Annotated in this window: 22 protein-coding genes and 1 other annotated feature; of the genes, 7 read left to right on the top strand and 15 right to left on the bottom strand. The window is 29.5% G+C overall.

The annotated features are described in order from the left end of the window. Positions 1-91 precede the first annotated feature (91 nt). The 3 genes from B2694_RS12445 to B2694_RS12455 form a co-directional block, all read right to left on the bottom strand. Entirely contained in the window at positions 92-664 is a 573-nt protein-coding gene (locus B2694_RS12445; RefSeq protein ID WP_346886015.1) for an FUSC family protein, read from the bottom strand. A gap of 90 nt (positions 665-754) precedes the next feature. Then, complete coding sequence (gene ade / locus B2694_RS12450) at positions 755-2,452, bottom strand: adenine deaminase (protein ID WP_346886016.1); 1,698 nt, start codon at positions 2,450-2,452, stop codon at positions 755-757. Positions 2,453-2,654: 202 nt separating this feature from the next. Beyond that, on the bottom strand, positions 2,655-3,320 hold the full coding sequence (locus B2694_RS12455; RefSeq protein WP_150845565.1) for a ribonuclease H-like domain-containing protein: 666 nt from the start codon (positions 3,318-3,320) through the stop codon (positions 2,655-2,657). Positions 3,321-3,538: 218 nt separating this feature from the next. On the opposite strand from B2694_RS12455, the gene B2694_RS12460 reads away from it, so the two are divergent. Genes B2694_RS12460 through B2694_RS12470 form a run of 3 tightly spaced genes read left to right on the top strand, consistent with a single transcriptional unit; the run spans position 3,539 to position 5,717 of the window. Next, entirely contained in the window at positions 3,539-3,766 is a 228-nt protein-coding gene (locus B2694_RS12460) for a FeoA family protein (protein WP_035133006.1), read from the top strand. 1 nt (position 3,767) lies between these two features. Then, a complete protein-coding gene (gene feoB / locus B2694_RS12465) occupies positions 3,768-5,546 on the top strand; it encodes a ferrous iron transport protein B (RefSeq protein ID WP_346886017.1) in 1,779 nt (592 codons plus the stop codon). Between the two features lie 15 nt (positions 5,547-5,561). Continuing rightward, positions 5,562-5,717: a FeoB-associated Cys-rich membrane protein gene (locus B2694_RS12470; protein WP_346886018.1), complete on the top strand. Its 156-nt coding sequence runs from the start codon at positions 5,562-5,564 to the stop codon at positions 5,715-5,717. Positions 5,718-5,781: 64 nt separating this feature from the next. Here the strand turns inward: B2694_RS12470 and argS are convergent, their stop codons facing one another. From argS to B2694_RS12495, 5 genes are all read right to left on the bottom strand, one after another. Continuing rightward, the gene (argS, locus tag B2694_RS12475) at positions 5,782-7,476 is read right to left on the bottom strand and encodes an arginine--tRNA ligase (protein WP_346886019.1); all 1,695 of its coding nucleotides are present in this window, start codon (positions 7,474-7,476) and stop codon (positions 5,782-5,784) included. An 80-nt stretch (positions 7,477-7,556) separates the two neighbouring features. Continuing rightward, positions 7,557-7,815 (bottom strand) — a binding site (T-box leader). Positions 7,816-7,958: 143 nt separating this feature from the next. Beyond that, positions 7,959-9,539, bottom strand: a complete 1,581-nt coding sequence (locus tag B2694_RS12480) for an ABC-F family ATP-binding cassette domain-containing protein (RefSeq protein ID WP_346886030.1) — start codon at positions 9,537-9,539, stop codon at positions 7,959-7,961. A gap of 120 nt (positions 9,540-9,659) precedes the next feature. Further along, positions 9,660-9,911 (bottom strand): DUF1653 domain-containing protein, encoded by a 252-nt coding sequence (locus B2694_RS12485; protein WP_035132998.1) that lies wholly within the window; start codon positions 9,909-9,911, stop codon positions 9,660-9,662. A gap of 64 nt (positions 9,912-9,975) precedes the next feature. Beyond that, complete coding sequence (locus B2694_RS12490) at positions 9,976-10,338, bottom strand: YccF domain-containing protein (RefSeq protein WP_346886020.1); 363 nt, start codon at positions 10,336-10,338, stop codon at positions 9,976-9,978. A gap of 132 nt (positions 10,339-10,470) precedes the next feature. Then, the gene (locus B2694_RS12495) at positions 10,471-10,644 is read right to left on the bottom strand and encodes a hypothetical protein (protein WP_346886032.1); all 174 of its coding nucleotides are present in this window, start codon (positions 10,642-10,644) and stop codon (positions 10,471-10,473) included. Between the two features lie 337 nt (positions 10,645-10,981). On the opposite strand from B2694_RS12495, the gene B2694_RS12500 reads away from it, so the two are divergent. Together B2694_RS12500 and carB are read left to right on the top strand one after the other, a co-directional pair. Continuing rightward, entirely contained in the window at positions 10,982-12,031 is a 1,050-nt protein-coding gene (locus tag B2694_RS12500; protein WP_346886031.1) for a carbamoyl phosphate synthase small subunit, read from the top strand. Between the two features lie 46 nt (positions 12,032-12,077). After that, positions 12,078-15,284 (top strand): carbamoyl-phosphate synthase large subunit, encoded by a 3,207-nt coding sequence (gene carB / locus B2694_RS12505; RefSeq protein WP_346886021.1) that lies wholly within the window; start codon positions 12,078-12,080, stop codon positions 15,282-15,284. 94 nt (positions 15,285-15,378) lie between these two features. Here carB and B2694_RS12510 read toward each other — a convergent pair whose 3' ends face one another. The 6 genes from B2694_RS12510 to B2694_RS12535 form a co-directional block, all read right to left on the bottom strand. Beyond that, entirely contained in the window at positions 15,379-15,570 is a 192-nt protein-coding gene (locus B2694_RS12510; RefSeq protein WP_150844223.1) for a hypothetical protein, read from the bottom strand. Positions 15,571-15,753: 183 nt separating this feature from the next. After that, positions 15,754-16,788: a pyruvate kinase gene (locus B2694_RS12515; RefSeq protein ID WP_346886022.1), complete on the bottom strand. Its 1,035-nt coding sequence runs from the start codon at positions 16,786-16,788 to the stop codon at positions 15,754-15,756. Between the two features lie 361 nt (positions 16,789-17,149). Beyond that, entirely contained in the window at positions 17,150-17,989 is an 840-nt protein-coding gene (locus B2694_RS12520; protein WP_346886023.1) for a DUF975 family protein, read from the bottom strand. Between the two features lie 166 nt (positions 17,990-18,155). Further along, the gene (locus B2694_RS12525) at positions 18,156-18,953 is read right to left on the bottom strand and encodes an XdhC/CoxI family protein (protein WP_346886024.1); all 798 of its coding nucleotides are present in this window, start codon (positions 18,951-18,953) and stop codon (positions 18,156-18,158) included. 13 nt (positions 18,954-18,966) lie between these two features. Continuing rightward, positions 18,967-19,986, bottom strand: coding sequence for a molybdopterin-binding protein (locus B2694_RS12530; RefSeq protein WP_346886025.1), 1,020 nt, complete (start codon positions 19,984-19,986; stop codon positions 18,967-18,969). A gap of 105 nt (positions 19,987-20,091) precedes the next feature. Next, positions 20,092-21,387: a uracil-xanthine permease family protein gene (locus B2694_RS12535; protein WP_346886026.1), complete on the bottom strand. Its 1,296-nt coding sequence runs from the start codon at positions 21,385-21,387 to the stop codon at positions 20,092-20,094. 389 nt (positions 21,388-21,776) lie between these two features. Between B2694_RS12535 and B2694_RS12540 the strand changes: the two genes are divergently transcribed. Together B2694_RS12540 and B2694_RS12545 are read left to right on the top strand one after the other, a co-directional pair. Next, entirely contained in the window at positions 21,777-22,970 is a 1,194-nt protein-coding gene (locus B2694_RS12540; protein WP_346886027.1) for a PLP-dependent aminotransferase family protein, read from the top strand. A gap of 83 nt (positions 22,971-23,053) precedes the next feature. After that, positions 23,054-24,250 (top strand): pyridoxal phosphate-dependent aminotransferase, encoded by a 1,197-nt coding sequence (locus B2694_RS12545; protein ID WP_346886028.1) that lies wholly within the window; start codon positions 23,054-23,056, stop codon positions 24,248-24,250. A 105-nt stretch (positions 24,251-24,355) separates the two neighbouring features. Here the strand turns inward: B2694_RS12545 and B2694_RS12550 are convergent, their stop codons facing one another. Further along, complete coding sequence (locus B2694_RS12550; protein WP_346886029.1) at positions 24,356-25,219, bottom strand: GNAT family N-acetyltransferase; 864 nt, start codon at positions 25,217-25,219, stop codon at positions 24,356-24,358. Positions 25,220-25,360 lie beyond the last annotated feature (141 nt).

Below are 25,360 nucleotides of genomic sequence, written 5' to 3' on the forward strand. Positions count from 1 at the left end.
CATTTTACAATGAATCATAATTAATTAATAACCTTTGTAACAACATAAAACTACTGATTATTAATAAATTAATCAGTAGTTTTTAACTATTTCACTCTTTTATATCGATTTTCTCAGGTACTCTCATAATAAAATTTTCTATATCATCCTCATCCTCATATTCTGCTTTACTCCTCGCAAATTTAGAATCTGAAGGTGGAGAAATAATGTAGTTAATTATTATTGATATGATAATTCCAACTATAGTATCAACAGTTCTTTGAAAGGCATATAGAACTATATTTTCACTGGTCATAGTAATCATAATTACACAAAATACAACACAAGCCATAGATATAGAGTCTTGCCATTTTAATATATTAAGTAATGTAATTAAAAGCACCATTCCTAAAAAAAGTAGAAATATATTACCTGGATCTATTAATACAGTTATAATGCCTATTATCCCTCCCATTATAGTACCAAGTACCCTTGCAATTCCAGCATTAATGCCCTTCTTCACTGTGGTTTCCATAGAAATCAAGGCACCTGTAACCACAAAAAATGGTGATTGAAGATGAAACAATTCAGCTACAATTACACTTATTACTGCGGCTAGAGCAGTTTTTATATTTCTCATACCGATATATTTCTTAAATTTATATATAGAGTTTAAGTTCTTCAAGATTACAATCTCCTTAATTAATGTTGTTCATTTTTTTAATTATATAAAAAGTATTATTAATATTATATAACTTGTAATATTGTGTTGTAATTATTTAAAAGAAAGTTCAATAAATTTAAATAAATCATAGGAAAATAATCCTTTACTTGTAAGCTTCACCTTTGGAATAACAGGTAGACTCATAAAAGATAAGGTTATAAACGCATCCATATCAGGTTTTAACCCATAGTTCTTTACTAATCTATTTAAATTTTTTAACTTATTATATACATAATCTATAGGTGAATTAGTCATTAATCCTCCTATTTCTAAGGATAGACTATCAATTAGTACACCTTCACTGACTATAGTAATTCCTCCACCTATGTCAATTAGCTTATTTACCGCCTTACACATATCCTTATCATTATCTCCTATAACTATAATATTATGAGAATCATGTGCTATACTTTGAGCTATAGCACAGTTTTTAATACCTAATCCCGATAAATATCCTAATGAATAATGATTTGTATTTTTATGTCTTTCGAAAACTCCTATTTTTAAAACATCTTCATATTCACTCATATCTAAATATCCATCTATAGTTTTACTAGATTTCACTAACAACTTAGTTTCAAGAGATCCTGGAGTTACACCAATTACATTTACTTTGTTTCCATTAGATAGTATTCTAAAGTCCTCCTCTTTCAGCTTTTCTATATTCATAGTGTTTTCACTTTTAACAATGTAAGATAATTTATTATAGTCATCTATTTCTCGACCTGACTTAATTACTTTATAAATATCTACCTCATTTAAATCATTTAAAATAACCAGATCAGCCTTATATCCTGGTGCTATAGCTCCTTTATCTTTTATGCCATAACATGTGTACCCATTATAACTCCCCATTATATATGCTTTTATAGGATCAATACCACTTTGTATACTGAGTTTAACAGCATTATTTATAGATCCCTCTTCCACTAAATCCTCTAGATGTCTATCATCAGTACAAAATAAAAACCTTCGAAAATTCTTATTATTAACTGCAGAAATCAAATCCTTTAAATTTTTAGCAGCAGAACCTTCCCTTATAAGAATATACATACCTAATTTTACTTTTTCTAAAGCTTCTTCTTTTGAAGAACATTCGTGGTCAGTTCTTACACCTGATAAAATGTATTGATTAAGATGTTTATAAGAAATTTGAGGTGCATGCCCATCTATAATTTTATCTCTAAATACATTCAACTTATTCATCATGGACGGTGCTTGCTCTATTACAGAAGGTATATCCATTACCTCACCAAGCCCTATTACTTCTGGTTTATTAATAAACTTAGATAAATCTTCTGCACTTAAAATAGCACCGTTCTCTTCGAAGGATACTGCTGGTACACAGGAAGGCATCATAAAATATATATCCAAAGGGCTTCTTTGTGCACTATCTAGCATGAAAGATATTCCATCAATTCCAAGTACATTGGCAATTTCGTGCGGATCAGCTACTACTGTAGTAACCCCATTGGCTAAAGCTACATTTCCATAAGATTCTGGAGTTGTCATGGAAGATTCCACATGAATGTGTCCATCCATAAACCCTGGACATATAACTTTAGAACTACAATCAATTTCCTTAAGCCCTTCATATGAACCTATTCCTATAATTGTGTCATCAATAATTCCTATATCTCCCTCTTCTATTTCTTCAGTAAATACATTAATAAATTTACCATTTTTAAGTACTAAGTCACACTTATCATTCCCTATAGTAGCGCCTTTTCCTTTTCTTAATATTTCCATAATACCCCCTAAATTTTTAGAATTATATGTATTTTGTATGTTATTATGAATTTATGTGGTATCATGTTTAATATATTAATTCATTCTATACAATTTAACTATTATTTCCCACATTCTAAATTTGTGAATACCAAATACAATATATATAAAACTATCTCATAGAAAAATACAAATTTATATTCTTCTATGAGATAGTTTTTAATTACTCTGGTCTAATATACTTATTCCATTGAGTATATATATGAAATAAACTAACTACATCCTGCATATTATACAAAAGAATTTTCTCTTTCTTTTCCATAGGCATTCTTGAAAAATACATATCATCTTTCATTATCTTACCAAAGGTTTTAGCTAATGTTGAGCCACTTATGACTTCACTTTCCCTAACAATGTCACATTCACTCTCTAGTGCTTTAAGGCCTATTGACTTCTGTTTAACTTGTTCATATTTTTTTTGCAAATCTATACTTTTAAAATATTCTTCTACAGTATAATTTAACTTATATTTTTTAAACAGATAATCAATTACTAGATAATCATTATTACCTGAAAAAGTAACAACATATTCTTTTTTTAATGTATTTCTCATATTTTCAAAATACTCTTTAGCCAAGGCAAGAATTTTCTCAAGTTCATGCTTATTTTCAATCATATACTGAGTAATTACCAACTTATTATTTTCTTCGTCATAATATCCTGCTCCAAAGACCCCTATGCATATAGGTTTCTTATAAACATAATGTTCTAAGTCAAAGAAAACTGATTTTTTATAAAGTTCATTATCTCCGCTAATATTTAGACTTTGTTTAAATTTATCTTTTTCAATGTCTATAGTACTTTCTTTAACTATCACCTTACCACTCATTTCTTTAATAGGTATTGTACTTCAAATAAACCTATATATAATTATATGTACTATAAAAATATATAATTATATTATACCATAAATAAATCCCTTTTATCTATATTATACATCCGTTTTATGCATTTTATTAATACATATTTTAAGTTGACATTGGTTATCATTTAGAATATAATATTACCATAGATATTGATAATTATTTTCATAAAGGAGTGATATTCATGAATGTTTTTAATTTAAAACCTGGTGATAAAGGTTTAATTAAAGAACTTGCATGTGATGATAGATTAGCTAAAAGATTATTAGCTTTAGGGTTTGTTGAAGGAACAGAGGTTTTAGTTAAGAAAACCGCTCCTTTAGGGGATCCAATTATTATAAACTTAAGAGGGACAGACCTTGCAATCAGAAAAAAAGATGCTGAATTAATTTTTATTAAGGAGGCAGTGTAATATGAAAACCATTGCCCTTATTGGTAATCCTAATGTAGGAAAAACAACTTTATTTAATGCACTAACAGGTTCTAACCAATATGTAGGTAACTGGGCAGGTGTAACTGTAGATAAAAAAGAAGGATATTTGTCAAAGGAAATAAAAATTGTTGACCTACCAGGTATATATGCAATGGATACCTTTTCTAATGAAGAAAAAGTGTCTAAAAACTTTTTGTATACTGATGAAGTAGATTTAATTGTAAATATAATAGACGGTTCTAATCTTGAGAGAAACCTTTACTTAACCTCTCAATTAACCGAATTTAATAAGCCTATTTTATTAGTGGTAAATATGATAGATGTAGCAGAAAGTAATGGAATTCACATTAATTATTCCGATTTATCTAAAGAATTAGGTGTTAATATTATGGCTATATCTGCTGCAAAAGGTGAAGGTGTAAAAGAGGTTAAAGACTTTCTTATTAATAACTCTTCCTTTAACTCTATAGATAAAACTATTAATTCTAAACATGAGTTTAATAAAATGAACGAAAAAGAAACCTATGGATATATAGAAAACATTCTGAACAGATGTGTAGAAGGAAAAAAAACAAACATTAATACTATTACTGAAAAATTAGATTCTATTGTGCTTAATAAGTTTTTGGCTTACCCTATATTTTTAGGAATTATGTTTATTATATTTAAATTTACATTTGATTGGGTTGGTGGGCCACTGCAAGAATTAGCTGATAAACTAGTCAATGAAGACTTTGTATCTTTAATAGAAATACCTCTAGCTAATACATACCCTTGGTTTAAATCATTAATAATTGATGGTATCATTGGTGGTGTTGGTTCAGTAATTGTGTTTCTTCCAATTATATTAACTCTATTTGTAGGGATTAGCTTCCTTGAAGATAGCGGTTATATGGCTAGAACAGCATTTATTATGGACAAGTTAATGAGAAAATTAGGACTTTCAGGAAAGGCTTTTATACCTTTAATAATGGGCTTTGGATGTTCAGTACCAGGAATAATGTCTGCAAGAACTTTAGAAAGTGAAAAAGATAGAAAGTTAACAGCTCTGATTATTCCTTTTATGTCTTGTAATGCCAGATTACCTGTATATGCCTTATTTGCTGGTGCACTCTTTGCAGGTTATGAATCATTAGTCATTTTCGGATTATATTTCTTAGGACTTATAGTAGCCTTTATAATGGCGTTTATATTTAAAAATACTTTATTTAAAAAAGACGAAGAACCCTTTATAATAGAATTACCTGAATACAAACTTCCTGAGTTTAAAAGTTTAATACTTCATACTTGGGAAAAAGGTAAAGGATTTTTAAAAAAGGCTGGAACTTTGATATTCTCTATATCTGTTCTAGTATGGTTCTTATCAAACTTTAATATGAGTGGAATGTCTGAAATTAACGAAAGTTTCCTTGCATCTATAGGTAACTTCCTATCCCCGATTTTTGTTCCATTAGGCTTTGGTACATGGGAAAACTCTGTGGCACTTTTAACTGGACTTATGGCTAAAGAAGTAGTTATAGGAACTCTAGGGGTACTTTATACAGGTGATTTAGCTAATAGCATAGCTACGACATTTACAATAGCTAGTGGTCTTTCTTTCTTAGTATTTACTTTGTTATACACACCATGTGTTTCTGTTGTAGCTACCTTTAAAAAAGAATTCAGCGGAAAACTTGCTGTATTCTCAGTTGTATATCAATTTATTGTGGCATGGATTTTTTCATTTGGAATATATCATATAGCTTCACTGATATTTTAAAGAGGTGATAATACTATGGAAATACTTATAACTATATTTATTGCTATATTAGCGATCTTTATTCTTTTTAAAAATTTAAAGAAAAAATCTAAAGGATGTAATTGTGGTAGTTGTACCTCTAAATGTCCTAATTATGTTAATTCAATAGAAAAACATGAAGATGATAAATAGCACAATAAAGAAAATCCCTTGGATGATAAAATGTCCAAGGGATTTTCTTTATATTAATCTTTTATTACATTTCATCTACTGTTTCAAGACCTATAAGATGTAATCCATTTTCTATTACTTGAAGAGTAGCCTTAACTAAAGCTAATCTGGTATTCTTTGTTACTTTATCTTCTGAATTAGATATATTTATAGAATTATAGAACTTATTAAAAGCTTTAGCTACATCTATAGTAAATCTTGTAACTATACTTGGTTGTAGTTTATCCAAAGCCTGCTTAATAGAATTATTAAACCCAGATAAAGTTTTAACTAGTTCAAACTCTTCCTCTGAAACAAGCTTACTATAATCAACCTCACCAGTACCTTCTCCTAATTTTCTTAAAATACTCTTTCCTCTAGCATAGGTATATTGAACATATGGTCCAGTTTCTCCTTCAAAACTAAGCATTTCATCCCAATCAAAGATTATATCTCTCTCTCTTGAGTTTTTAAGATAAGCAAACACAACTGCTCCAATTCCTACCTTCTTAGCTACTTCATTTTTATTTTCTAATGTAGGATTTTTCTCATTTATTATTTCTTCTGTTTTAACCACAGCTTCGTTTAACAAATCCTCAAGGAATACTACATCACCTTTTCTTGTAGAAAGCTTCTTATCTGGGAAACGAACTAATCCAAATGGTACATGTATACAATCATCTGCCCAATCATAGCCCATCTTTTTAACTGTACTAAATACTTGTTTAAAGTGAAGAGATTGGTCCTTTGCAACTACATATATATTCTTATAGAAATCATAAGTTTTCTTTCTATAGAACATAGCTGCTAAATCACGAGTTGCATATATTGTAGCCCCATCTGCCTTCTTTATTATACAAGGTGGAATATTAAGCTCCTCTAACATAACAACCTTAGCACCATTACTTTCCGTTAATAACCCTTTAGATTCTATTTCATCAATGACAGCGTCCATTTTATCTTGATAGAAGCTTTCCCCCGCAAAAGAATCGAAGTCCACATTTAACATTTCAAATAACTTATCAAATTCCTTTAAACTTAAGTCTTTAAATTTAGTCCAAAGCTTAACTTCTTCTTCATTGCCATCCTCTAGAAGTTTAAAATGCTTTCTTCCCTCATCATCAAGAGCAGGATTTTTTTCTGCTTCATCATGAAATTTTACATAAACCCTTAACATTTCTTTAATTGGTTCTTCCTCTAAAGCTTTTTCATCACCCCAATGATTATATGCATATATAAGTTTACCAAATTGTGTTCCCCAGTCTCCTAAGTGGTTTATCCCTATAGCATTATATCCTTGAGAATTAAATATTTTATAAAGAGAGTTACCAATCATAGTAGTATATAAATGTCCTACATGGAATGGCTTTGCAATATTAGCTGAACAATATTCAACAATTACATTTTTGCCTTCACCTTCTTTTGTACTTCCATAATTCTCTTTCTCATTTAACACTTTTTCAATAATTTCCTTCATAAAATCATTTTTAGCTACAAAAAAGTTTATATAAGGACCAAAAGCTTCTATTTTTTCAAATCCATCTAAATTACCAAGTAATCCTTTTAGATCTTGAGCTATCATATTTGGTGCTTTTTTCATAGATTTTGCTAGCTGAAAACACGGGAATGCAAAGTCCCCCATTTCTGGTTTTGGTGGGTTTTCAACAAGCCTTTCTATTGTTTCCTTTTCCATATCTATATGCTTACATAAGTTTTCTGCTATTATATTTTTATACTCCATAATAAATCCTCCTTTTTATTTCAAACTCTTTTATTTATTTAAATTTCAAAATGCATATAAAAAACCGTCTCTTTCCATTGGAAAGAGACGGTTATATACCCGTGGTACCACTCTAATTGACTTTTTTAAAAAGTCCACTCATAATTTTAACGCTTTTCACGACTAACCCTACTAAGTAATCCTTTGGGGCAGCTTCTCCAAGGTTCTCTTCCTAATTTATTATAAATAAATTTCCCCACAATTACTTGTTAAGATTCTTTTATTCTTGTGAAGCTCACACCAACCTTCACTCGCTTTAAGAATTAATAAAGAAAGTACTGTCCTTTTCTTAGAATTTCCATATTAAATTTTATATTATTTGTATTATAAATAAATAATGGTAAATTGTCAACTAAATAAATTAATATTTATACAAATTAAATGTTAATTTATTCATATAATGCCTATCTAATACCAAAGTAATTTTTATATCAACTTAAGCTCTATTTTAATTCTAAATACTCATCATAAGTCATATTCTTATCAATTACACCACCAGGAATAATTTCTATTATTCTATTTGCAACAGTATTAATAAACTGATGGTCATGGGATGTAAATAATATAGTTCCAGCAAAGTTAATTAATCCATTATTAACTGCTGTTATGGATTCAAGATCTAGGTGGTTTGTAGGCTCATCTAAGATTAATACGTTAGCTCCACTTAACATCATCTTTGATAGCATACAACGAACTTTTTCCCCTCCAGATAGCACATATGCTTGCTTTAATGCTTCTTCTCCTGAAAATAACATTCTTCCAAGGAATCCTCTTATAAAACTTTCCGCCTTTTCTTCTGAAAATTGTCTTAACCAATCCACAAGATTTAGATCGCAACCCTCAAAGAACTCAGAGTTATCAGATGGGAAATACGATTGAGATGTAGTAATCCCCCATTTATAGCTTCCACTATCTGGTTCCATTTCACCCATCAATATTTTAAATAAAGTGGTTTTAGCAATACCATCGCCTAAAAATGCTGCCTTATCATTCTTATATATCATAAAACTTACATTATCTAAAACTTTAACACCATCAATAGTCTTACATAGATTCTCAACAACTAGCAAATCATTACCAGCTTCTCTATCCGCTTTAAATCCTACAAATGGATATCTTCTTGAAGATGGCTTAATATCATCAAGAGTTAATTTATCTAATTGCTTCTTTCTACTAGTTGCTTGCTTAGCTTTTGATGCATTAGAACTAAAACGAGCTATAAAGTTTTGAAGCTCTTTAATTTTTTCTTCTTTCTTTTTATTCTGATCCTTAGACATTTGTAATGCTAATTGACTTGATTCATACCAGAAATCATAGTTACCTACATACATTTGAATTTTTCCAAAGTCTACATCAGCCATATTAGTACATACTTTATTTAGGAAGTGTCTATCGTGGGATACCACAATAACAGTTCCTTCAAAATCCATTAAGAAATTTTCAAGCCAAGCTATAGATTTAATATCTAAGTGGTTGGTAGGCTCGTCAAGTAAAAGAATATCTGGATGACCAAATAAAGCTTGTGCAAGTAAGACTTTAACCTTCTCTGAACCATTTAAATCCTTCATTAACTTGTAATGTAAATCTTCTGTTATCCCAAGTCCTTGAAGTAATGTAGCTGCTTCACTTTCAGCTTCCCAACCATTAAGATCTGCAAACTCACCTTCTAGCTCAGAAGCTCTTATACCATCTTCATCACTAAAATCTTCTTTAGCATAAAGAGCATCCTTTTCATTCATAATTTCAATTAATCTAGGATGACCCATAATTACAGTTCTTAGTACTTCTTCTTCATCATAAGCAAAGTGATCTTGCTTTAAAACTGCTAATCTTTGTCCTGGTGTTATATTAACTTCGCCTGTATTAGGTTCTATATCTCCTGATAATATTTTAAGAAATGTAGACTTCCCTGCACCATTTGCTCCTATTAATCCATAACAATTACCTTCTGTGAACTTAATATTAACATCCTCAAAAAGTTTACGTCCTCCGTATCTTAAACTAACTCCTGTAGTACTAATCATAACGTTACCTCCAATTATCATTAAAAAAGTCTTACCCATTGGGTAAAACCTCTTGAACTTTTCTTTAAAACATACGATTACTATTATAACATAGATTTATATTTTATACTATTCTTTACTTCAAATATTTTTACTTTCTACTATTATCTCTTGAAATCTATACCTTTGCCCTGTTGGATTAACCTTATTTTTAGGTACTTCTTCTATAAACATCTTATATGGTCTTACAAACAATCCACACTCCCCATATAATGCTCTATATAGCACCATCTTTTCTTGTGTTTCTGAATTTATTACAAAATCCTCAAGTAAATATAAATCCCCTTTAAAGTGTCTAAAAATCTTCCCTTTTAATTCTGATATATCTCTCATAATTCCTCCTATATAATTACTTTAATACTACAATAATCATAAATATAACTTATTAAATCAATTCTTATATTACATCTTTTCCAAATGGTGCTAAGGATAATTTTGCCATTTTTAATGATTGTGCAGCAAAAGGTATCCCTATTATAGTTATAGATAGTAAAAATGCACTTACTAAATTGGTTATTGTAAGGAGCAAACCTCCAAATATTACCCATAATATATTCAGAAAAAATCCCATACTACTATCATTTGTTGTAATAACTTCTTTTCCGAAAGGTGCAAATTGTAGTTTAGCTAACTTAAAACACTGAATACCAACTGGTATTCCAACAATAGTTATACACCATAAAAGACCTGTTAAAAACCATTGCAACCCTGCAACTAATCCTCCAAATACAAACCAAATAATATTTCCTAAACAACTCATAATATACTCCTTAAATACTTCTAATAATTAATATAATATATAATTAATTTATATTTGCAATGGAATTTAATAAAAATTAACAAAATAAGCTTAGATAAAATTAAATTTACCTAAGCTTATTTATAAATATTTTTATTTATCTAAATTTTTATTTACTTTCTCTAAATAATTTGTTTCACTAACAATTTTATTTTCAAAATTTTCTACGGCCCCTTTAGTATAATTACCAATAGCCTTTGAATTTAATCCTTGGAGATTATTATCATTTTTCAAACCATTATTTTTAAAATTATTGTTTTTACTCATTATGTTATCACCTCCTGAATTTATTGTTAGTAATTTTATTAGATTTATTCAACAAATATTTGCTAAATATTTCATTAGAAATTATATTTTATAATAATATATTTATTTTATTATTGACATTTTAAAAAGTTTTTTATAAAATCAAAAGGACAAATCTACTTTTAAGTTGGTCCAGAGAGGCCAAGAAGGGAGACAGGAATAATGGCTAGAATTATAATTATTTTAAAGAGAAACCCATAGGATAATAAATAGAGCATCTTATAATTTGCTTGTTTGTTGTCCTTTTTGTTGTACATTAATTATTTTGATTGGAGGGTTTTTCTTGAAAATAAAAAATATTGAAGCAAAACTTATATTAGAAAACGGAATGGAATTCAAAGGTAAAGCCTTTGGATACATTGATGATACCGTTGGAGAAGTAGTATTTAATACATCAATGACTGGGTATCAGGAAACTCTTACTGATCCATCTTATTATGGTCAAATTGTAACTATGACCTATCCCTTAATTGGAAATTATGGAATTAATTTAGAGGATTTAGAATCTTCTTCTCCAAAAGTTAAGGGGTTTATTGTAAGAGAAAAATCCAATAATCCTTCAAACTTCAGATGTGAGATGGAGTTAGATGGATATCTTATAGAAAACAAGATTTTCGGACTAGAAGGTATTGATACAAGGGCCCTTACGAAAATTCTTAGAGACCATGGATCAATGAAGGGTTATATAACAACCAAAAACTTATCCTTAGAAGATATAAAGGATAAGTTGGAAAAATTCCAAAATGATAATGCTGTATATAAAGTATCTACTGATGAAATATATGAAATAGCAGGCAGTGGATCACATGTTGCCGTTATGGACTTTGGGGTTAAATCAAATATCTTAAGAAGTTTCAAAGAAAGAAATTGTAGACTAACTGTGTTTCCAGCTACCTCAAAGGCTGAAGAAATTCTTTCTACAAACCCAGATTTAATATTTCTATCTAATGGTCCTGGAGACCCTATGAAATTAGATAATATAGTTAAAGAAGTAGTAAAATTAGCAACTTCAAAACCTACTTGCGGAATTTGCCTTGGACATCAACTTCTAGCTTGGGCCTTTGGTGGAGAAACTAGTAAATTAAAGTTTGGTCATAGAGGATCTAATCACCCAGTGAAAGATATTATATCAAGTAAGGTATATATAACTAGTCAAAATCATGGCTATTATGTTTCTAAGTTACCTATTGATATGGACATCACTCATATCAGTGTAAATGACGGTACCTTAGAAGGTATGATGCATAAAAAATTGCCAATAGCAAGTGTACAATATCATCCTGAAGCATCACCAGGACCTAAAGAAAATAACGTTATATTTGATAGTTTTTTAAGCTTAATTAAATAAATTACATTAAGAAAGACAGTGAGCTTTCATGTAGGAGGAATAATCAATGAGTAAGAGAAATGACATAAAAAAAGTATTAATAATAGGATCTGGTCCAATAGTAATAGGACAATCAGCTGAATTCGACTATTCTGGAACTCAAGCTTGTAGAGCACTTATGGAAGAAGGGATAGAAACCATACTAATAAACTCTAACCCTGCAACCATAATGACTGACAAGGAAGTGGCAGATAAAATATATATAGAGCCATTAACTACTGAGTTTATTGAGAAAATTATAGTAAAAGAAAAACCAGACAGCATTTTATCAGGGATGGGTGGACAAACAGGTTTAAACCTAACTATAGAACTTGCTGAAAAAGGTATATTAGATAAATACAGAGTTAAAATCATAGGAACTTCGGTAGAGTCTATAAAAAAAGGTGAAGACAGAGATTTATTTAAGGCATTAATGGAAAAAATCAACGAGCCTGTTATTGAGTCAGATATAGTAAATGATGTAGATTCCGGAGTTAACTTTGCTAAAAAGATTGGTTACCCTGTAATTGTAAGACCTGCCTACACCCTTGGTGGTACTGGTGGTGGTATTGCAGATAATGAAGAAGAACTAATTACCATATTAGATAGCGGTCTTTATCTTAGCCCTGTAAAACAAGTTCTTATAGAAAAAAGTATTAAAGGATGGAAGGAAGTTGAATATGAAGTTATGCGTGATTCTCATGGGAATTGCATAACAGTATGCAATATGGAAAACATAGATCCCGTTGGTGTTCATACAGGAGATTCCATAGTTGTTGCTCCTTCTCAAACCCTTTCTGACAAAGAATATCAAATGCTTAGGACTTCAGCCTTGAAAATCATAGATGAAGTAGGAATTATTGGAGGATGTAATGTCCAGTTTGCTTTAAATCCTAATAGTTTTGACTATGCTGTAATTGAGATAAACCCTAGAGTTTCTCGTTCATCTGCCCTTGCATCAAAGGCTACAGGATATCCTATAGCTAAGGTAGCTGCAAAAATCAGCCTTGGATATACCCTAGATGAAATTATAAATTCCGTTACTGGTAAAACAATGGCTTCCTTTGAGCCAGCTCTCGATTATGTAGTTGTAAAAATACCAAAATGGCCTTTTGATAAATTTAAAAACGCTAATAAATCCTTAGGAACTAAAATGATGGCAACAGGAGAAATCATGGCTATTGGATCAAATTTTGAGGCTGCCTTCCTAAAAGGAATTCGCTCCTTAGAAATAGGAAAATATGTGTTAGATCATAAACCATCTCAGGAAAAAACTTTGTCTCAGCTAAAGAGTAGCGTAATGGTACCAGATGATGAAAGAATCTTCGATCTAGCTGAAATGCTTAGAAGAAAATATCTAGTGGAGAAGTTATCAGAAGTTACAGGAATAGATACCTTCTTTATAAATAAAATAAAATGGATAGTAGAACAAGAAGAATTCTTAAAAACTACTAAATTAGAAGATTTGAATAAAGATTATCTAAAACTATTAAAGAAAAAGGGTTTTTCAGACAAAGGTATTGCAGACTTAATGGATATTAGCCCTATAGAATTGTATACCCTTAGAAAGCTGTATAACATTATGCCAACCTATAAGATGGTAGATACTTGCGCTGGAGAGTTTGATGCCATATCACCATACTACTATTCAACCTATGAAGAATTTGACGAAGTAGTTGTATCTGATAAAAGAAAAGTAATGGTTATAGGTTCAGGTCCTATTAGAATCGGACAAGGAATTGAGTTTGATTACTGCTCTGTTCATGCTGTTAGAGCTCTTAAGAAAAAAGGTATCGAAACTATAATTGTAAATAATAACCCAGAAACTGTATCAACGGACTTTGATATATCGGATAAACTTTACTTTGAACCTCTAACTGAAGAAGATGTACTCAACATAATCAACAAAGAAAAACCTGAAGGTGTAATTCTTCAATTTGGTGGTCAAACTGCTATAAAACTATCTAAGTTTCTAAGAGAAAATGGAATTAAGATTTTAGGTACTGATGCTGATGGTATAGATAGGGCCGAAGATAGAGAAAGATTTGATGCTATGCTTGAAAATCTTGATATTAATAGACCTAAAGGAATTGCAGTATGGAACCTTGATGAAGGAATTGTTGGTGCTGAGAACCTTGGATATCCAGTACTTGTTAGACCTTCTTATGTGTTAGGTGGTCAAGGTATGGAAATCACCTATAGAGAAAAGGAACTTAAAAAGTATTTAGAGAATTCTTTTAAAAGAGATCATAAAAATCCTGTTTTGATTGATAGATACTTAGTCGGTAGAGAGATTGAAGTGGATGCTATCTGTGATGGTAAAAGTATTTTAATTCCAGGAATTATGGAACACCTTGAAAAAGCCGGAGTCCACTCTGGAGATTCTATAAGCATATATCCTTCTCAAAATATATCTAACAAATCTAAGAAAACTATCTTTGAATATACAAAGAAGATTGCTTTAGAGCTTAAAGTTCTTGGCATGATAAATATTCAGTTCATTGAGTTTGAAGGAGAAATTTTTATCATAGAAGTTAATCCTAGAGCTTCTCGTACAGTTCCATATATAAGTAAAGTTACTAATGTTCCTATAGTTGAATTAGCTACTCGCGCCATGCTTGGAGAATCTCTAGAAAATATGGGATATAAGGAACAAATATGTGCTGAACCTGATTTTGTAACTGTAAAAGTACCTATATTCTCTACTGAAAAGCTTCCAAAGGTTGAAGTAAGTCTTGGACCTGAAATGAGATCTACTGGAGAAGTACTTGGTGTAGGACATACCTTTGACGAAGCTATGATGAAGGGCTTCTTGGCTGCCAAAAGACCAATTTTAAAGTCTGGAGACAAATTACTTGCAACTATAAATAATAGTGACAAAGATGAATTCTTAATACTAGCTAAAGAAATGAACTTGCTTGGCTGTCAGATAGTAGCCACAGAAGGAACTGCAAAAATGCTTCAAATTGAAGGTATAGATGCAAAAATAGTTAATAAAATTGGTGAAGGAAAACCTGATATAGTAGATTCTATCAGAAATAAATCTATAAATATGATAGTTAATACACCAACTAGAGGAAATGACTCTCAGCGCGACGGCTTTAAACTTAGAAGAACAGCTGTAGAATCAGGAGTTTCATTAATGACTTCTCTCGATACCTTAAGAGCCATGGTAACAGTAATGAAACGAGGATTGAAAGTTAAAGATTTAGATATATTTAACTTAGGAAAATAGTTTATATAAATTTTCATTAATATATGTTTAAAAGCAATAGACAAAATTAAGTCTATTGCTTTTGTTCTACATTTTAAATAATTATAAGGATTTATTAGTTATACATGAATAAATCAATAAATCCACCACAATCAAGTGTTTGATTAGAATCAGTTGTTGTCAATTCTCTAAAAGGACATTCTTCACATTCATTATGAGTACATTGAATTTTTGATAATTCTTCTGTTAATCTAGTAATTTCATTATATATTTCTTGTATCTTTTCCTTCTGTAAATCTTTATTCATAATAATCCCCCCTATATGCTTATGTTAGTGTAGAGTTTTTACACTATCTATATTTAATTATATCATTGAACCGCATGTAAATATATAGAATTCATGCCTAAAATATAACTAAACTAGATTAAATAGTGAATTAATTCTAAAATGAAGATGGATATATTTTTCATATTCATCTTCATTCTTTTCTTAACTAAGATAACTATATTTATCTATAAATTCTTTAGTAAATCTTATAACATACAGAGGATTTTTACCTACCCCAACTTCTCCAGCTAGCATAATTCCATCCACCTTATTTTTTATAAAATTATATAAATCATCTAATTCAGGAATTTTAGGTTTTCGAGCACTCCTCATAGAATCTAACACATAGGTTGCGATTATAAGCTCCTTTTTTTCAGATTTCATCTTTTCTATTATTTCATCCTGAACAAATGGAATTTCCATTATGTCCAATTCAGAGAATAAATCTCCCCTACCTAGCATAATTCCATCAACAGATTTTAAAATAGAATCAAAATTAAGAATTCCTTCTTTACACTCTATTTTTGCCCAAATTTTAGGCATAATAATTTGAGGATTATATTTCTTTACTTTTTTTATATATTCCTTTAATTCTAAAATATCAGATTCTCTCGTAACATAGGAAAGACATATTATATCCACACCACTTAAAAGTCCAAATTCAATATCCTTCTTATCCTTTATGGTTAACGTCATACCCGACCTATCCATTCCCGGAGCATTTAACCCCTTCTCACCTCTAACCATGCCACCTAAAACGACTTCTGCCTTTATTGCCTCTTTATCCTTAAGCTTTCCTACAACATTAAATTCCATTGTTCCATCCTTCATAAGGATTTTTTTGCATTTAGAAAGCCATGTAAATTGTCCTTGAAAAGAAATTGGAATTAATGTATTCTTTCCACTATGTCTAAGATTTTCTTTAAAAAATTCTTCACTACAAAAATATACGGTTTCTCCAAAGTTAACCCTTAGTTGGCCATTAAACAAATTAGATACTCTAATTTTATTGCCTTGCAAATCTTGAATAATAGAAATATCAGGATAATTCTCCTTCATATACTTAATTTGTTTTTTAGCTGTATCATTTTCTATATGAGAAAAATTCAATCTCATTGAATTCATTCCTGCATTTACAAATTTATCTAAATCATTTAAGGTCTTAACATTAGGACCTATTGAACATACTATCTTCATTTCATCACCTAATCATTTATTTATATTTATCCAATACATAGCTAATTAATATATTTTATCTTTAATGTAATCTATTATAAATCTATCATCTTTATTCATAACAAACAATAGCATTTATATACAATCTTAAATCTTGAAGCAATATTTTTTTGATTTAGGCTTTAGTTTATTAACTTCCAATTAGACTTAATAATAAAAATCCAAAGAATTCCTTTGGATTTAAGTTGATATACATCTTCTTTAATTATGAAATAAACATTTATATATAAACCTAGTTAAAATTTAATTCACGCTAAATACTAAGTTATTACATAAATAATCTCATTCATAGACAACTTATATAGATATATAACACATATTGTTAATTTAATGTATTAATTTCATTATATATAGGTTTATTATTGTATCCAGATATTTCATTAAAGAAATTCAAAAATGTTGTATTCATATATGGGGTTAACCATAGAAAGCTAATTCCTATAATTAACGGTAATATAGTAATGAGCATTTCATTAAATGAAAAAACTGCAATTATAGCTACAACTACACCTGGTACAATACATAAAATTACCCAACCTAAAAAGCTAAGGTATAGTACAAATAAACTCCATACATTTCCTTTCATTAATTTAAAACTTTCTTTTATACACTGAATTACACCCTTACTATTATCTTCACATACTAAAATCACTGCTGGAAACAAATATAAACCAAAAATAATTATTGGTATACATAAAACTAAGGTAACCAGAACAATCATTGTTGTCATGCCTTCAAAAGATGGAATAGAATTACCTGATAAAGAACCAATAAATATCTGGTTACTATAATGAATTGCTATAATTCCTACAACTATACCAATAATAATTATTATTGGTATGTACATTAATACTATTAAAAGTTGTATACCCATACCTTTTCCCCAAGTCTTACCTGAAATAAGTATATCAGAAAATTTAACTTTCTTATCCCTAGAAATTTTAAGATAAAATGAATTACTCATAATTGCTATACTTAAGGTTACTATTATGCTTATAACTGTTATCAAAAGTGATGGTCCTATAGTATCTTTAAAAGTCTCAGAACCAAGACTTATACATCCTTGAATTATAAAGATTATTAGTGTTATTAAGACCGGTATCTTCCACTGACCCCTTAATTGATCTTTAGATTTACTTTTTAAAACTTTTCGATTTACCATTGTTTTCCCCCTTAAAACTCCCTTTTATTTATATATTAATAAAATACAATATTACCTATCATACTTTACTTTTCTAGAAATAAAATTAACCCTTATATAATTAAAATATTATGAACATATTGATTATATTACAATAATTCAAGATAAATTTTTATCTCTATATATATTAGAGTATTTTTTTATGGGCTAATTTTCCATTATTTATAACTAATGAAATTTCTGCCATTATAGATAATGCTATATCTTCTGGTCTTTCACCACCTAATTCTATACCAATAGGTGCATATACTTTATTCAACAAATCTTTGCTAAATCCTTCATCTAATAATTTATAAATAGTTTTTTTTACCTTAACTTTACTTCCTATCATACCAATATAATTTGCTTCAGTATCTATAACAGTTTTTAAAGCTTCATAGTCATGGAAATGTCCCCTAGTTATAATTACTATACTGCATTGATTATTTATAGGATATTTTTTTAAATTATCTTTAATATCTCCTAGTAAAAGCTCATCAGCCAATTTAAATCTTTCATAATTACAATATTCTTCCCTATCCTCAAAAACTACAATATCATATCCTAATACATTAGCTATAAAATGTAGTGGCAATGCAATATGTCCCCCACCAACTATAAGAAGTTTACGCTTAGGCATTAATACTTTTATATATACTTCAATGTTTCCTCCACAAACCATATTAAGCTCTTTATTAGCTTCATTCAAACTATATTCATATCTCCCACTTCTTTGTGTTTCTATAGCCTCTATACTAGATTTTATAATTTCATCTTCAACTGCACCTCCGCCTATAGTACCAATTATAGTACCATCTCTTAGAACTCCCATCATGGTACCTTCTCCCCTAGGTGAAGATCCACAAGCCTTAGTAATTATAGAAAGAGCTACAAAATTCCCATTCTTCACTTGCTCATTCACTTCTTCAAGTAAAGTAATACACATATAAAATACCTCCCTATTTCCCAAATGGACAAATTGGATAATGACATATATTACATTTTAAGCAAAACCCTCCGTGAGATAACTCACTTATTTGTCTTTTGCTAATTTTATCCTTTGCCATTATCCTAGGAAGTAAAACATCAAACACAGTTATTTTAGAGAACATTCCACAAGCAGGAATCCCCACATAAGTTATATCATCACTATATGCTAACATAAGCATAGCTCCTGGTATTACTGGAGATCCATAGGTAATTATCTCTGAAGCTACTTTTTCAATAGCTACAGGTGTTAAATCATCTGCATCTACTGACATACCCCCACTGCATATTATTAAACTGCATCCTCTAGACTTAAATATCTCTATAGCATTAGTTATTTTTTCTAAGTCATCTGGAACAAATATGACATCTTCAACAATAGCTTTGTAATTACCAACCTTTTCCTTAAGTATTGGAGCAAATTTATCAGTAATGATTCCTTCATAAACTTCCGTACCAGTAATAACGATTCCTACCTTCTGAACTTTAAAAGGTATTATGTCTATAATCCCTGATACATTTCTTAATATATCCTTAACTTGATTGATATATCTTTTTTCTACAACTAACGGTATTACTTTTGTAGCAGAAACAATTGTATCCTTTTCTACAACAGTATTATTGTGTAATGTACTTACTACAATGTCTTTAATATAATTAATTTCATATAACAAACTAGTGTTAATTTTCAAAAGCCCATCCCGAGCAGCTAAAATATTTACTTTTCCCTCACTAGGTGATTTAAGGTAGGTATTTGCTCCTCCAATTGCTTGTCCTAACTCTAAAGCTGCTTTGTCTTCATGAAGCATTTCTGAATTCATTTCAATAATATAAATGTGATTTTTCCCTATAAACTTCAACTCTTCTATATCTTTTGCTTCTATTATATGTCCTTTTTTAAAAGCAGCACCCTTGAATTCCCCCGGTACGATCTTAGTTAAATCATGGGCCACCACCATCCCAATAGCATCTTCAACTTTAACTTTTTTCATTTTCACACCCCCATGTTATATTTTATTATATTATACCATTAGATGTAAAAAAATACCACTTAATACATAATCTTTGTATTAAGTGGTATCTCAATGAATGCATAGTTAAGCTACATATTTATTTCTATTTTCTTCTTTTTCACTTTTAAAATTTAAAATCATATTTAGTATAACCCCTACAAGGGCTGCTAAGCTTACGCCTGTTATTTTAACAGATGCACCAACTGGAATTCCAATTGATATACCAGTGTACTTTTCTAAATTAGTAGTACCAAGACCAATTATTGTTATAGTAGCTATTACTACAATGTTTTTCCAATCAAAAGTTACATCTCCATTTTTAATAGTTTTAAATCCTATTAATGCAATCATTCCAAATAGCATGATACTAATACCACCCATAACAGCGCTAGGGATAGATAATAGTAATCCTCCTAATTTAGCTACAAACCCTAAGATGATAGCAAATACTGCTGTAATTCTTATTATTGATGGGTCATAATTTTTTGTTAATGCTAAAACTCCAGTATTCTCTCCGTAAGTTGTATTTGCTGGTCCTCCAATAAATGAAGAAAACATAGTTGCAAGTCCATCTCCTAATAGTGTTCTATTAAGACCAGGATCTTCAATGAAGTTTTTGCCAACTACTTGTCCATTTGTACTAATATCACCAACATGCTCCATTAGTACTGCTAACACCACTGGTGCAATTGTAAGGATAGATGCCATATCAAATTTAGGCAGCGTGAAGCTAGGTACCGCTATAAATGCTGCTTTAGATATTATGCTAGTATCTACTATATTAAAAATCAATGAAAGTATATACCCTGATGATACTGCAATAAGTATAGCTAACTGTTTTGAAAAACCTTTCCCAAATAAGTTAATGGATAATGCTATAGCTAAAGTTATCCCTGCTATAATAAAATTTTCACTAGCCATTCCTATAGCTGTAGGTACAAGGTTTAATCCTATAACTATTATCATAGGTCCTACCACTTGGGCAGGAAGGAATCTTTTTATAGTGGTTACACCAATTTTCTTAACTAGAAATGAAATTATTACATAAATAAATCCTGCAACTAACAATCCGCCTTGTGCATATGCTAAATCTCCGCCATTTAATTCTCCCGCAGCTATTATTACCGGTATAAATGCGAAAGAAGATCCAAGAAATACTGGAACTTTTCCTTTCGTACAAAGGTGAAATATCAAAGTACCACATCCTGCGGCAACAAGAGCAACTGAAGGGTCAAGTCCTGTAAGTACAGGTACTAGAACCGTTGCACCAAACATAGCAATTAAGTGCTGCATAGCAAGTACCATTCTTTTAGTCTCTTCCTTAATAGATCTCTTTGCCAATGTTTCTTCTGCTTCTTTTTTTAATGTTATTTCTGACATATAAAGCCTCCTTAATATTTTTAATATTAGGAGAAATTTCTTTCTCCCCTTTCAGTATCCCAGTACTGATTAAAAGGTATATAAATAAAAAAACTTCTTACTTTCGCAAGAAGTTATATACAGAAATATAGTGTGCCCTGTAATTATATCTACCTTCTTGCCAGCCTCTCTGGACTGATTTAAAGAAATATTTAATTATTTAATTTATTCTTTAAGTCATTATACTACTTCTTCACTCAAATAACAAGCATTTTTAAGATTTATTTTATTACTCTTTCCACTATATTAAAATATCTTGAAAAAACATGCAAATAAGTTATAATAAAATCATGGTACATAAGATGAATAGTATAATTAATTTTAAAACATAATTATAGGGAGGTGTATATATGAATATACGTTATGCGAATAGGACTTCAAATTTAAAAGCGTCTGAAATAAGAGAACTTTTGAAATTGACTGAAAAGCCAGAAATTATTTCTTTTGCAGGTGGATTACCAGCACCTGAATTATTTCCTTTAGATAAACTAAACGAAGTAGCATCAAAGGTTATAAAAGAAAAAGGCCAACTAGCTCTACAATATGCTTCTACTGATGGTTACATGCCTTTGAGAGAAATAATTGTAAAAGAAAGAATAGCGCCTACAGGAGTAAAATGCGATACTTCAAATGTTATGCTAACTAATGGTTCTCAGCAAGGTTTAGAGTTTTCTGCAAAGCTTTTCATAAATGAAGGAGACACTATTGCATGTGAAAGTCCAAGCTATCTTGGCGCTTTAAATGCATTTATGGCTTATGGTCCTAAATTCTTAGAAATACCAATGGATGAAAATGGTATGATTGTAGAGGAATTAGAAAAAGCATTAGAAAACGAAAACCACAATATAAAAATGATTTATACTATTCCAGATTTTCAAAATCCAAGTGGAATTACAATGAATATCGAAAGAAGAAAACGCTTATCTGAACTAGCTGCTAAGTATGAAATACCTTTAATTGAAGATAGTCCCTATGGAGAATTAAGATTTGAGGGAGAAAGTCTTCCTTCAATTAAATCCTTTGATAAAGCTGGTTATGTAATTAATCTAGGTACTTTCTCTAAAACTTTCTGTCCTGGACTAAGACTTGGATGGATATTAGCAGAAGAAGAAATAATTAAAAAGTATATTTTAATTAAGCAAGGCGCAGACTTACAATGTAATACTTTTGCTCAAGTTATCGCAGGAGAATACATGAAAATTTACAGTTTAGATGATCATATAAAGAGCATAATTGAAGTTTATAGAGTTAGACGTGACTTAATGATAGATAACATGAAAAAATATTTCCCTGAAGACGTTAAATGCACTTATCCTTCAGGAGGGTTGTTTACTTGGGTTGAATTAAGAAAAGATTTAGATTCTGTTTCTATTATGGAAGATGCTCTAAAAGAGAATGTAGCCTATGTACCTGGTGCTTCTTTCTTCCCTAATGGTGGAAAGAAAAATTTCTTTAGATTAAATTACTCTAATATGCCAGAAGATAAAATCGTAGAAGGAATAAAAAGATTAGGTAAAGTTCTTCATAGATATTATACAAAATAGAAACAATATGTAATGTATACTAGTACAATAATGAAAATAAATAAACTTAAATATTTATTAATATTATTTTAGGAGGAGTTAAAATGGAATTTTCAAAAAGAATACTGGCTATGGGATATTCACCGATTAGAAAACTAGCACCATATGGAGCGGAAGCTGCACGTAAAGGAGTAAAAATATATCATCTAAATATTGGTCAACCTGATATTGAAACTCCAAAGGAATTCATGGAAGGAATTAATAACTATAAAGATGATGTACTTAAATATGCTCAATCTCAAGGAATAGATGAAGCAATTAATAGTTTTATTAAATACTATAAAGAATGGGATATAGATTTTGAATCTAATGAAATTCTTATCACTAATGGAGGTTCTGAAGCTATTTCTTTAGCATTAACAGCAATTTGTGATGTAGACGATGAAGTAATTATACCAGAGCCTTTTTATACTAATTATGCAGGATTTGCACAAGGTGCTGGCGTAAAAGTAGTACCTTTTATAACTAAAGCTGAAGAAGGCTTTCATCTACCAGCAAAGGATGTTATAACATCTAAAATAACTCCTAAAACTAGAGCAATCATGGTTTCTAACCCTGGAAATCCAACTGGAGTTGTTTACACTGAAAATGAAATAAGAATGCTTGCTGATATATGTAAAGAGAATAACTTATTCCTTATTGCAGATGAAGTATATAGAGAATTTGTTTATGATGGATTAAAATACACTTCTGCTCTTTATATGGAAGATATTAAAGATAGAGTAATTTTAATAGATAGTATATCTAAGCGCTATAGTGCATGTGGTGCAAGAATTGGTTTAGTAGCTTCTAAGAATAAAGAACTTATAAGTCAAATTATGAAAATGTGTCAAGTTAGACTATGTGTTCCAACTATAGAACAACTAGCAGCAGCAAATTTAATCAATACTCCTAAAGAATACTTTATTAACGTTAAAAAAGAATATGAATCAAGAAGAAACATTCTGTTTGAAAAGCTTTCAAAAATGCCAGGTGTTATATGTAAAAAACCTACTGGAGCATTTTATATAGTAGCAAAGCTTCCAATAAAAAGTGGTGAGGATTTTGCAAAATGGTTACTTACAGACTATAACTATAATAATAAAACTGTTATGGTTGCACCTGCAGAAGGTTTCTATGCAACAGAGGGTCTTGGTATGGATGAAATAAGATTATCTTATTGTTTAAATACTGAAGCTCTAGCTGATGCAATGGACATATTAGAAAGAGCTTTAGCTGAATATGTAAAAATTGAAAAATAGTAATCAAAAAAAGAAATTAAGTTTCATGACTTAATTTCTTTTTTATTATATTTGTTCTTAATAATTATAAAGTATAGTGCTATATTTACTACATTAATTATTATATTAAAATGAATCTATATTATCTTTCTTATACTCATGATAAGTATCTATTGTTTTAAACCCTTCACCTATATATAAGTTTACAGCTTCTATATTTTTTTTATCGCATTTAAGATATATTTTACTATTACCAAGATCATGAGCTATATTTACTATATATTTTAATAGCTTCTTTCCATAACCTTTGCCTCTATATTCCGGTAAAATTCCAAAGTTAGCTATATAAATTTTTGAATCTTTTTTTATTAATTGTCCATAACCTACATTAACCTCTTTATGTTTAATAAAAATACATCCTTCTGGAATATAGTAATTTTGATATTTTTCATATATAATATCCTCTTTATTTATAGACTGTCTATTAGCAGAATCAAAAACTTTATTTTGAATTAAACACCTATGTTTTTCATCTTTACCTTCTTTAAAGGTTGCAAAAGAAATATTTTCATCATTATTTTGTTCTTCATAGGAATTTATATCTCTTCCCATTTCAATAATAGCTCTTTCTACACTAAATCCTAGTTCAATCAATAAAGTTGTATTCAAGTTATTATTTTCGCTGATTATAATCGAATTACAACTATTAAAAAACTTAAAGACTTCTTTATAATACTCAAAAGTACTATATTCAGGAATAAATTTTATACAGTGTATTTTATATACTTGATATTGAAGTTTACTATACCATAAAAACCCTATATACTTTTGTTGAGATTTTATATACTTTATATTTTTTCCCAAAAGAAGTTTTTTAAATATATTCTTATTTGTGCAAATCTCTATGAGTTCTTCTTTATACTCATTAGTAATATCAAACTCATTTATAAAATTTAAATTTGAATTATTTAATGTTTCTAATCTATACATAAATCCATCTACCTCATACTTTTGAATCTATATATATTATAATCCAAATTTAAATAATATAACCATTTTTAGTATATTTATTTTAATTTAAAATAGAAGGGGGCGTCGCAAAATAACTGATTAAGTTATGGAGCGATGCTC

This window comes from Clostridium sp. UBA4395, from assembly GCF_002390995.1.
GTDB classification, from domain to species: domain Bacteria; phylum Bacillota; class Clostridia; order Clostridiales; family Clostridiaceae; genus Clostridium_J; species Clostridium_J sulfidigenes.

Excerpts from the sequence above, each read along its gene's own strand:
- B2694_RS12480 (WP_346886030.1), bottom strand. The coding sequence starts at position 9,539 with ATGATTAGTACTACAGGAGTTAGTTTAAGATACGGAGGACGTAAACTT.
- B2694_RS12515 (WP_346886022.1), bottom strand. The coding sequence starts at position 16,788 with ATGAAGATAGTATGTTCAATAGGTCCTAATGTTAAGACCTTAAATGAT.
- B2694_RS12495 (WP_346886032.1), bottom strand. The coding sequence starts at position 10,644 with ATGAGTAAAAACAATAATTTTAAAAATAATGGTTTGAAAAATGATAAT.
- feoB (WP_346886017.1), top strand. The coding sequence starts at position 3,768 with ATGAAAACCATTGCCCTTATTGGTAATCCTAATGTAGGAAAAACAACT.
- B2694_RS12550 (WP_346886029.1), bottom strand. The coding sequence starts at position 25,219 with ATGTATAGATTAGAAACATTAAATAATTCAAATTTAAATTTTATAAAT.
- B2694_RS12535 (WP_346886026.1), bottom strand. The coding sequence starts at position 21,387 with ATGTCAGAAATAACATTAAAAAAAGAAGCAGAAGAAACATTGGCAAAG.
- B2694_RS12530 (WP_346886025.1), bottom strand. The coding sequence starts at position 19,986 with ATGAAAAAAGTTAAAGTTGAAGATGCTATTGGGATGGTGGTGGCCCAT.
- argS (WP_346886019.1), bottom strand. The coding sequence starts at position 7,476 with ATGGAGTATAAAAATATAATAGCAGAAAACTTATGTAAGCATATAGAT.
- B2694_RS12540 (WP_346886027.1), top strand. The coding sequence starts at position 21,777 with ATGAATATACGTTATGCGAATAGGACTTCAAATTTAAAAGCGTCTGAA.
- B2694_RS12460 (WP_035133006.1), top strand. The coding sequence starts at position 3,539 with ATGAATGTTTTTAATTTAAAACCTGGTGATAAAGGTTTAATTAAAGAA.
- B2694_RS12545 (WP_346886028.1), top strand. The coding sequence starts at position 23,054 with ATGGAATTTTCAAAAAGAATACTGGCTATGGGATATTCACCGATTAGA.
- B2694_RS12455 (WP_150845565.1), bottom strand. The coding sequence starts at position 3,320 with ATGAGTGGTAAGGTGATAGTTAAAGAAAGTACTATAGACATTGAAAAA.
- carB (WP_346886021.1), top strand. The coding sequence starts at position 12,078 with ATGAGTAAGAGAAATGACATAAAAAAAGTATTAATAATAGGATCTGGT.
- B2694_RS12520 (WP_346886023.1), bottom strand. The coding sequence starts at position 17,989 with ATGGTAAATCGAAAAGTTTTAAAAAGTAAATCTAAAGATCAATTAAGG.
- B2694_RS12525 (WP_346886024.1), bottom strand. The coding sequence starts at position 18,953 with ATGTGTATTACTTTACTTGAAGAAGTGAATGAGCAAGTGAAGAATGGG.
- B2694_RS12510 (WP_150844223.1), bottom strand. The coding sequence starts at position 15,570 with ATGAATAAAGATTTACAGAAGGAAAAGATACAAGAAATATATAATGAA.
- ade (WP_346886016.1), bottom strand. The coding sequence starts at position 2,452 with ATGGAAATATTAAGAAAAGGAAAAGGCGCTACTATAGGGAATGATAAG.
- B2694_RS12490 (WP_346886020.1), bottom strand. The coding sequence starts at position 10,338 with ATGAGTTGTTTAGGAAATATTATTTGGTTTGTATTTGGAGGATTAGTT.
- B2694_RS12485 (WP_035132998.1), bottom strand. The coding sequence starts at position 9,911 with ATGAGAGATATATCAGAATTAAAAGGGAAGATTTTTAGACACTTTAAA.
- B2694_RS12470 (WP_346886018.1), top strand. The coding sequence starts at position 5,562 with ATGGAAATACTTATAACTATATTTATTGCTATATTAGCGATCTTTATT.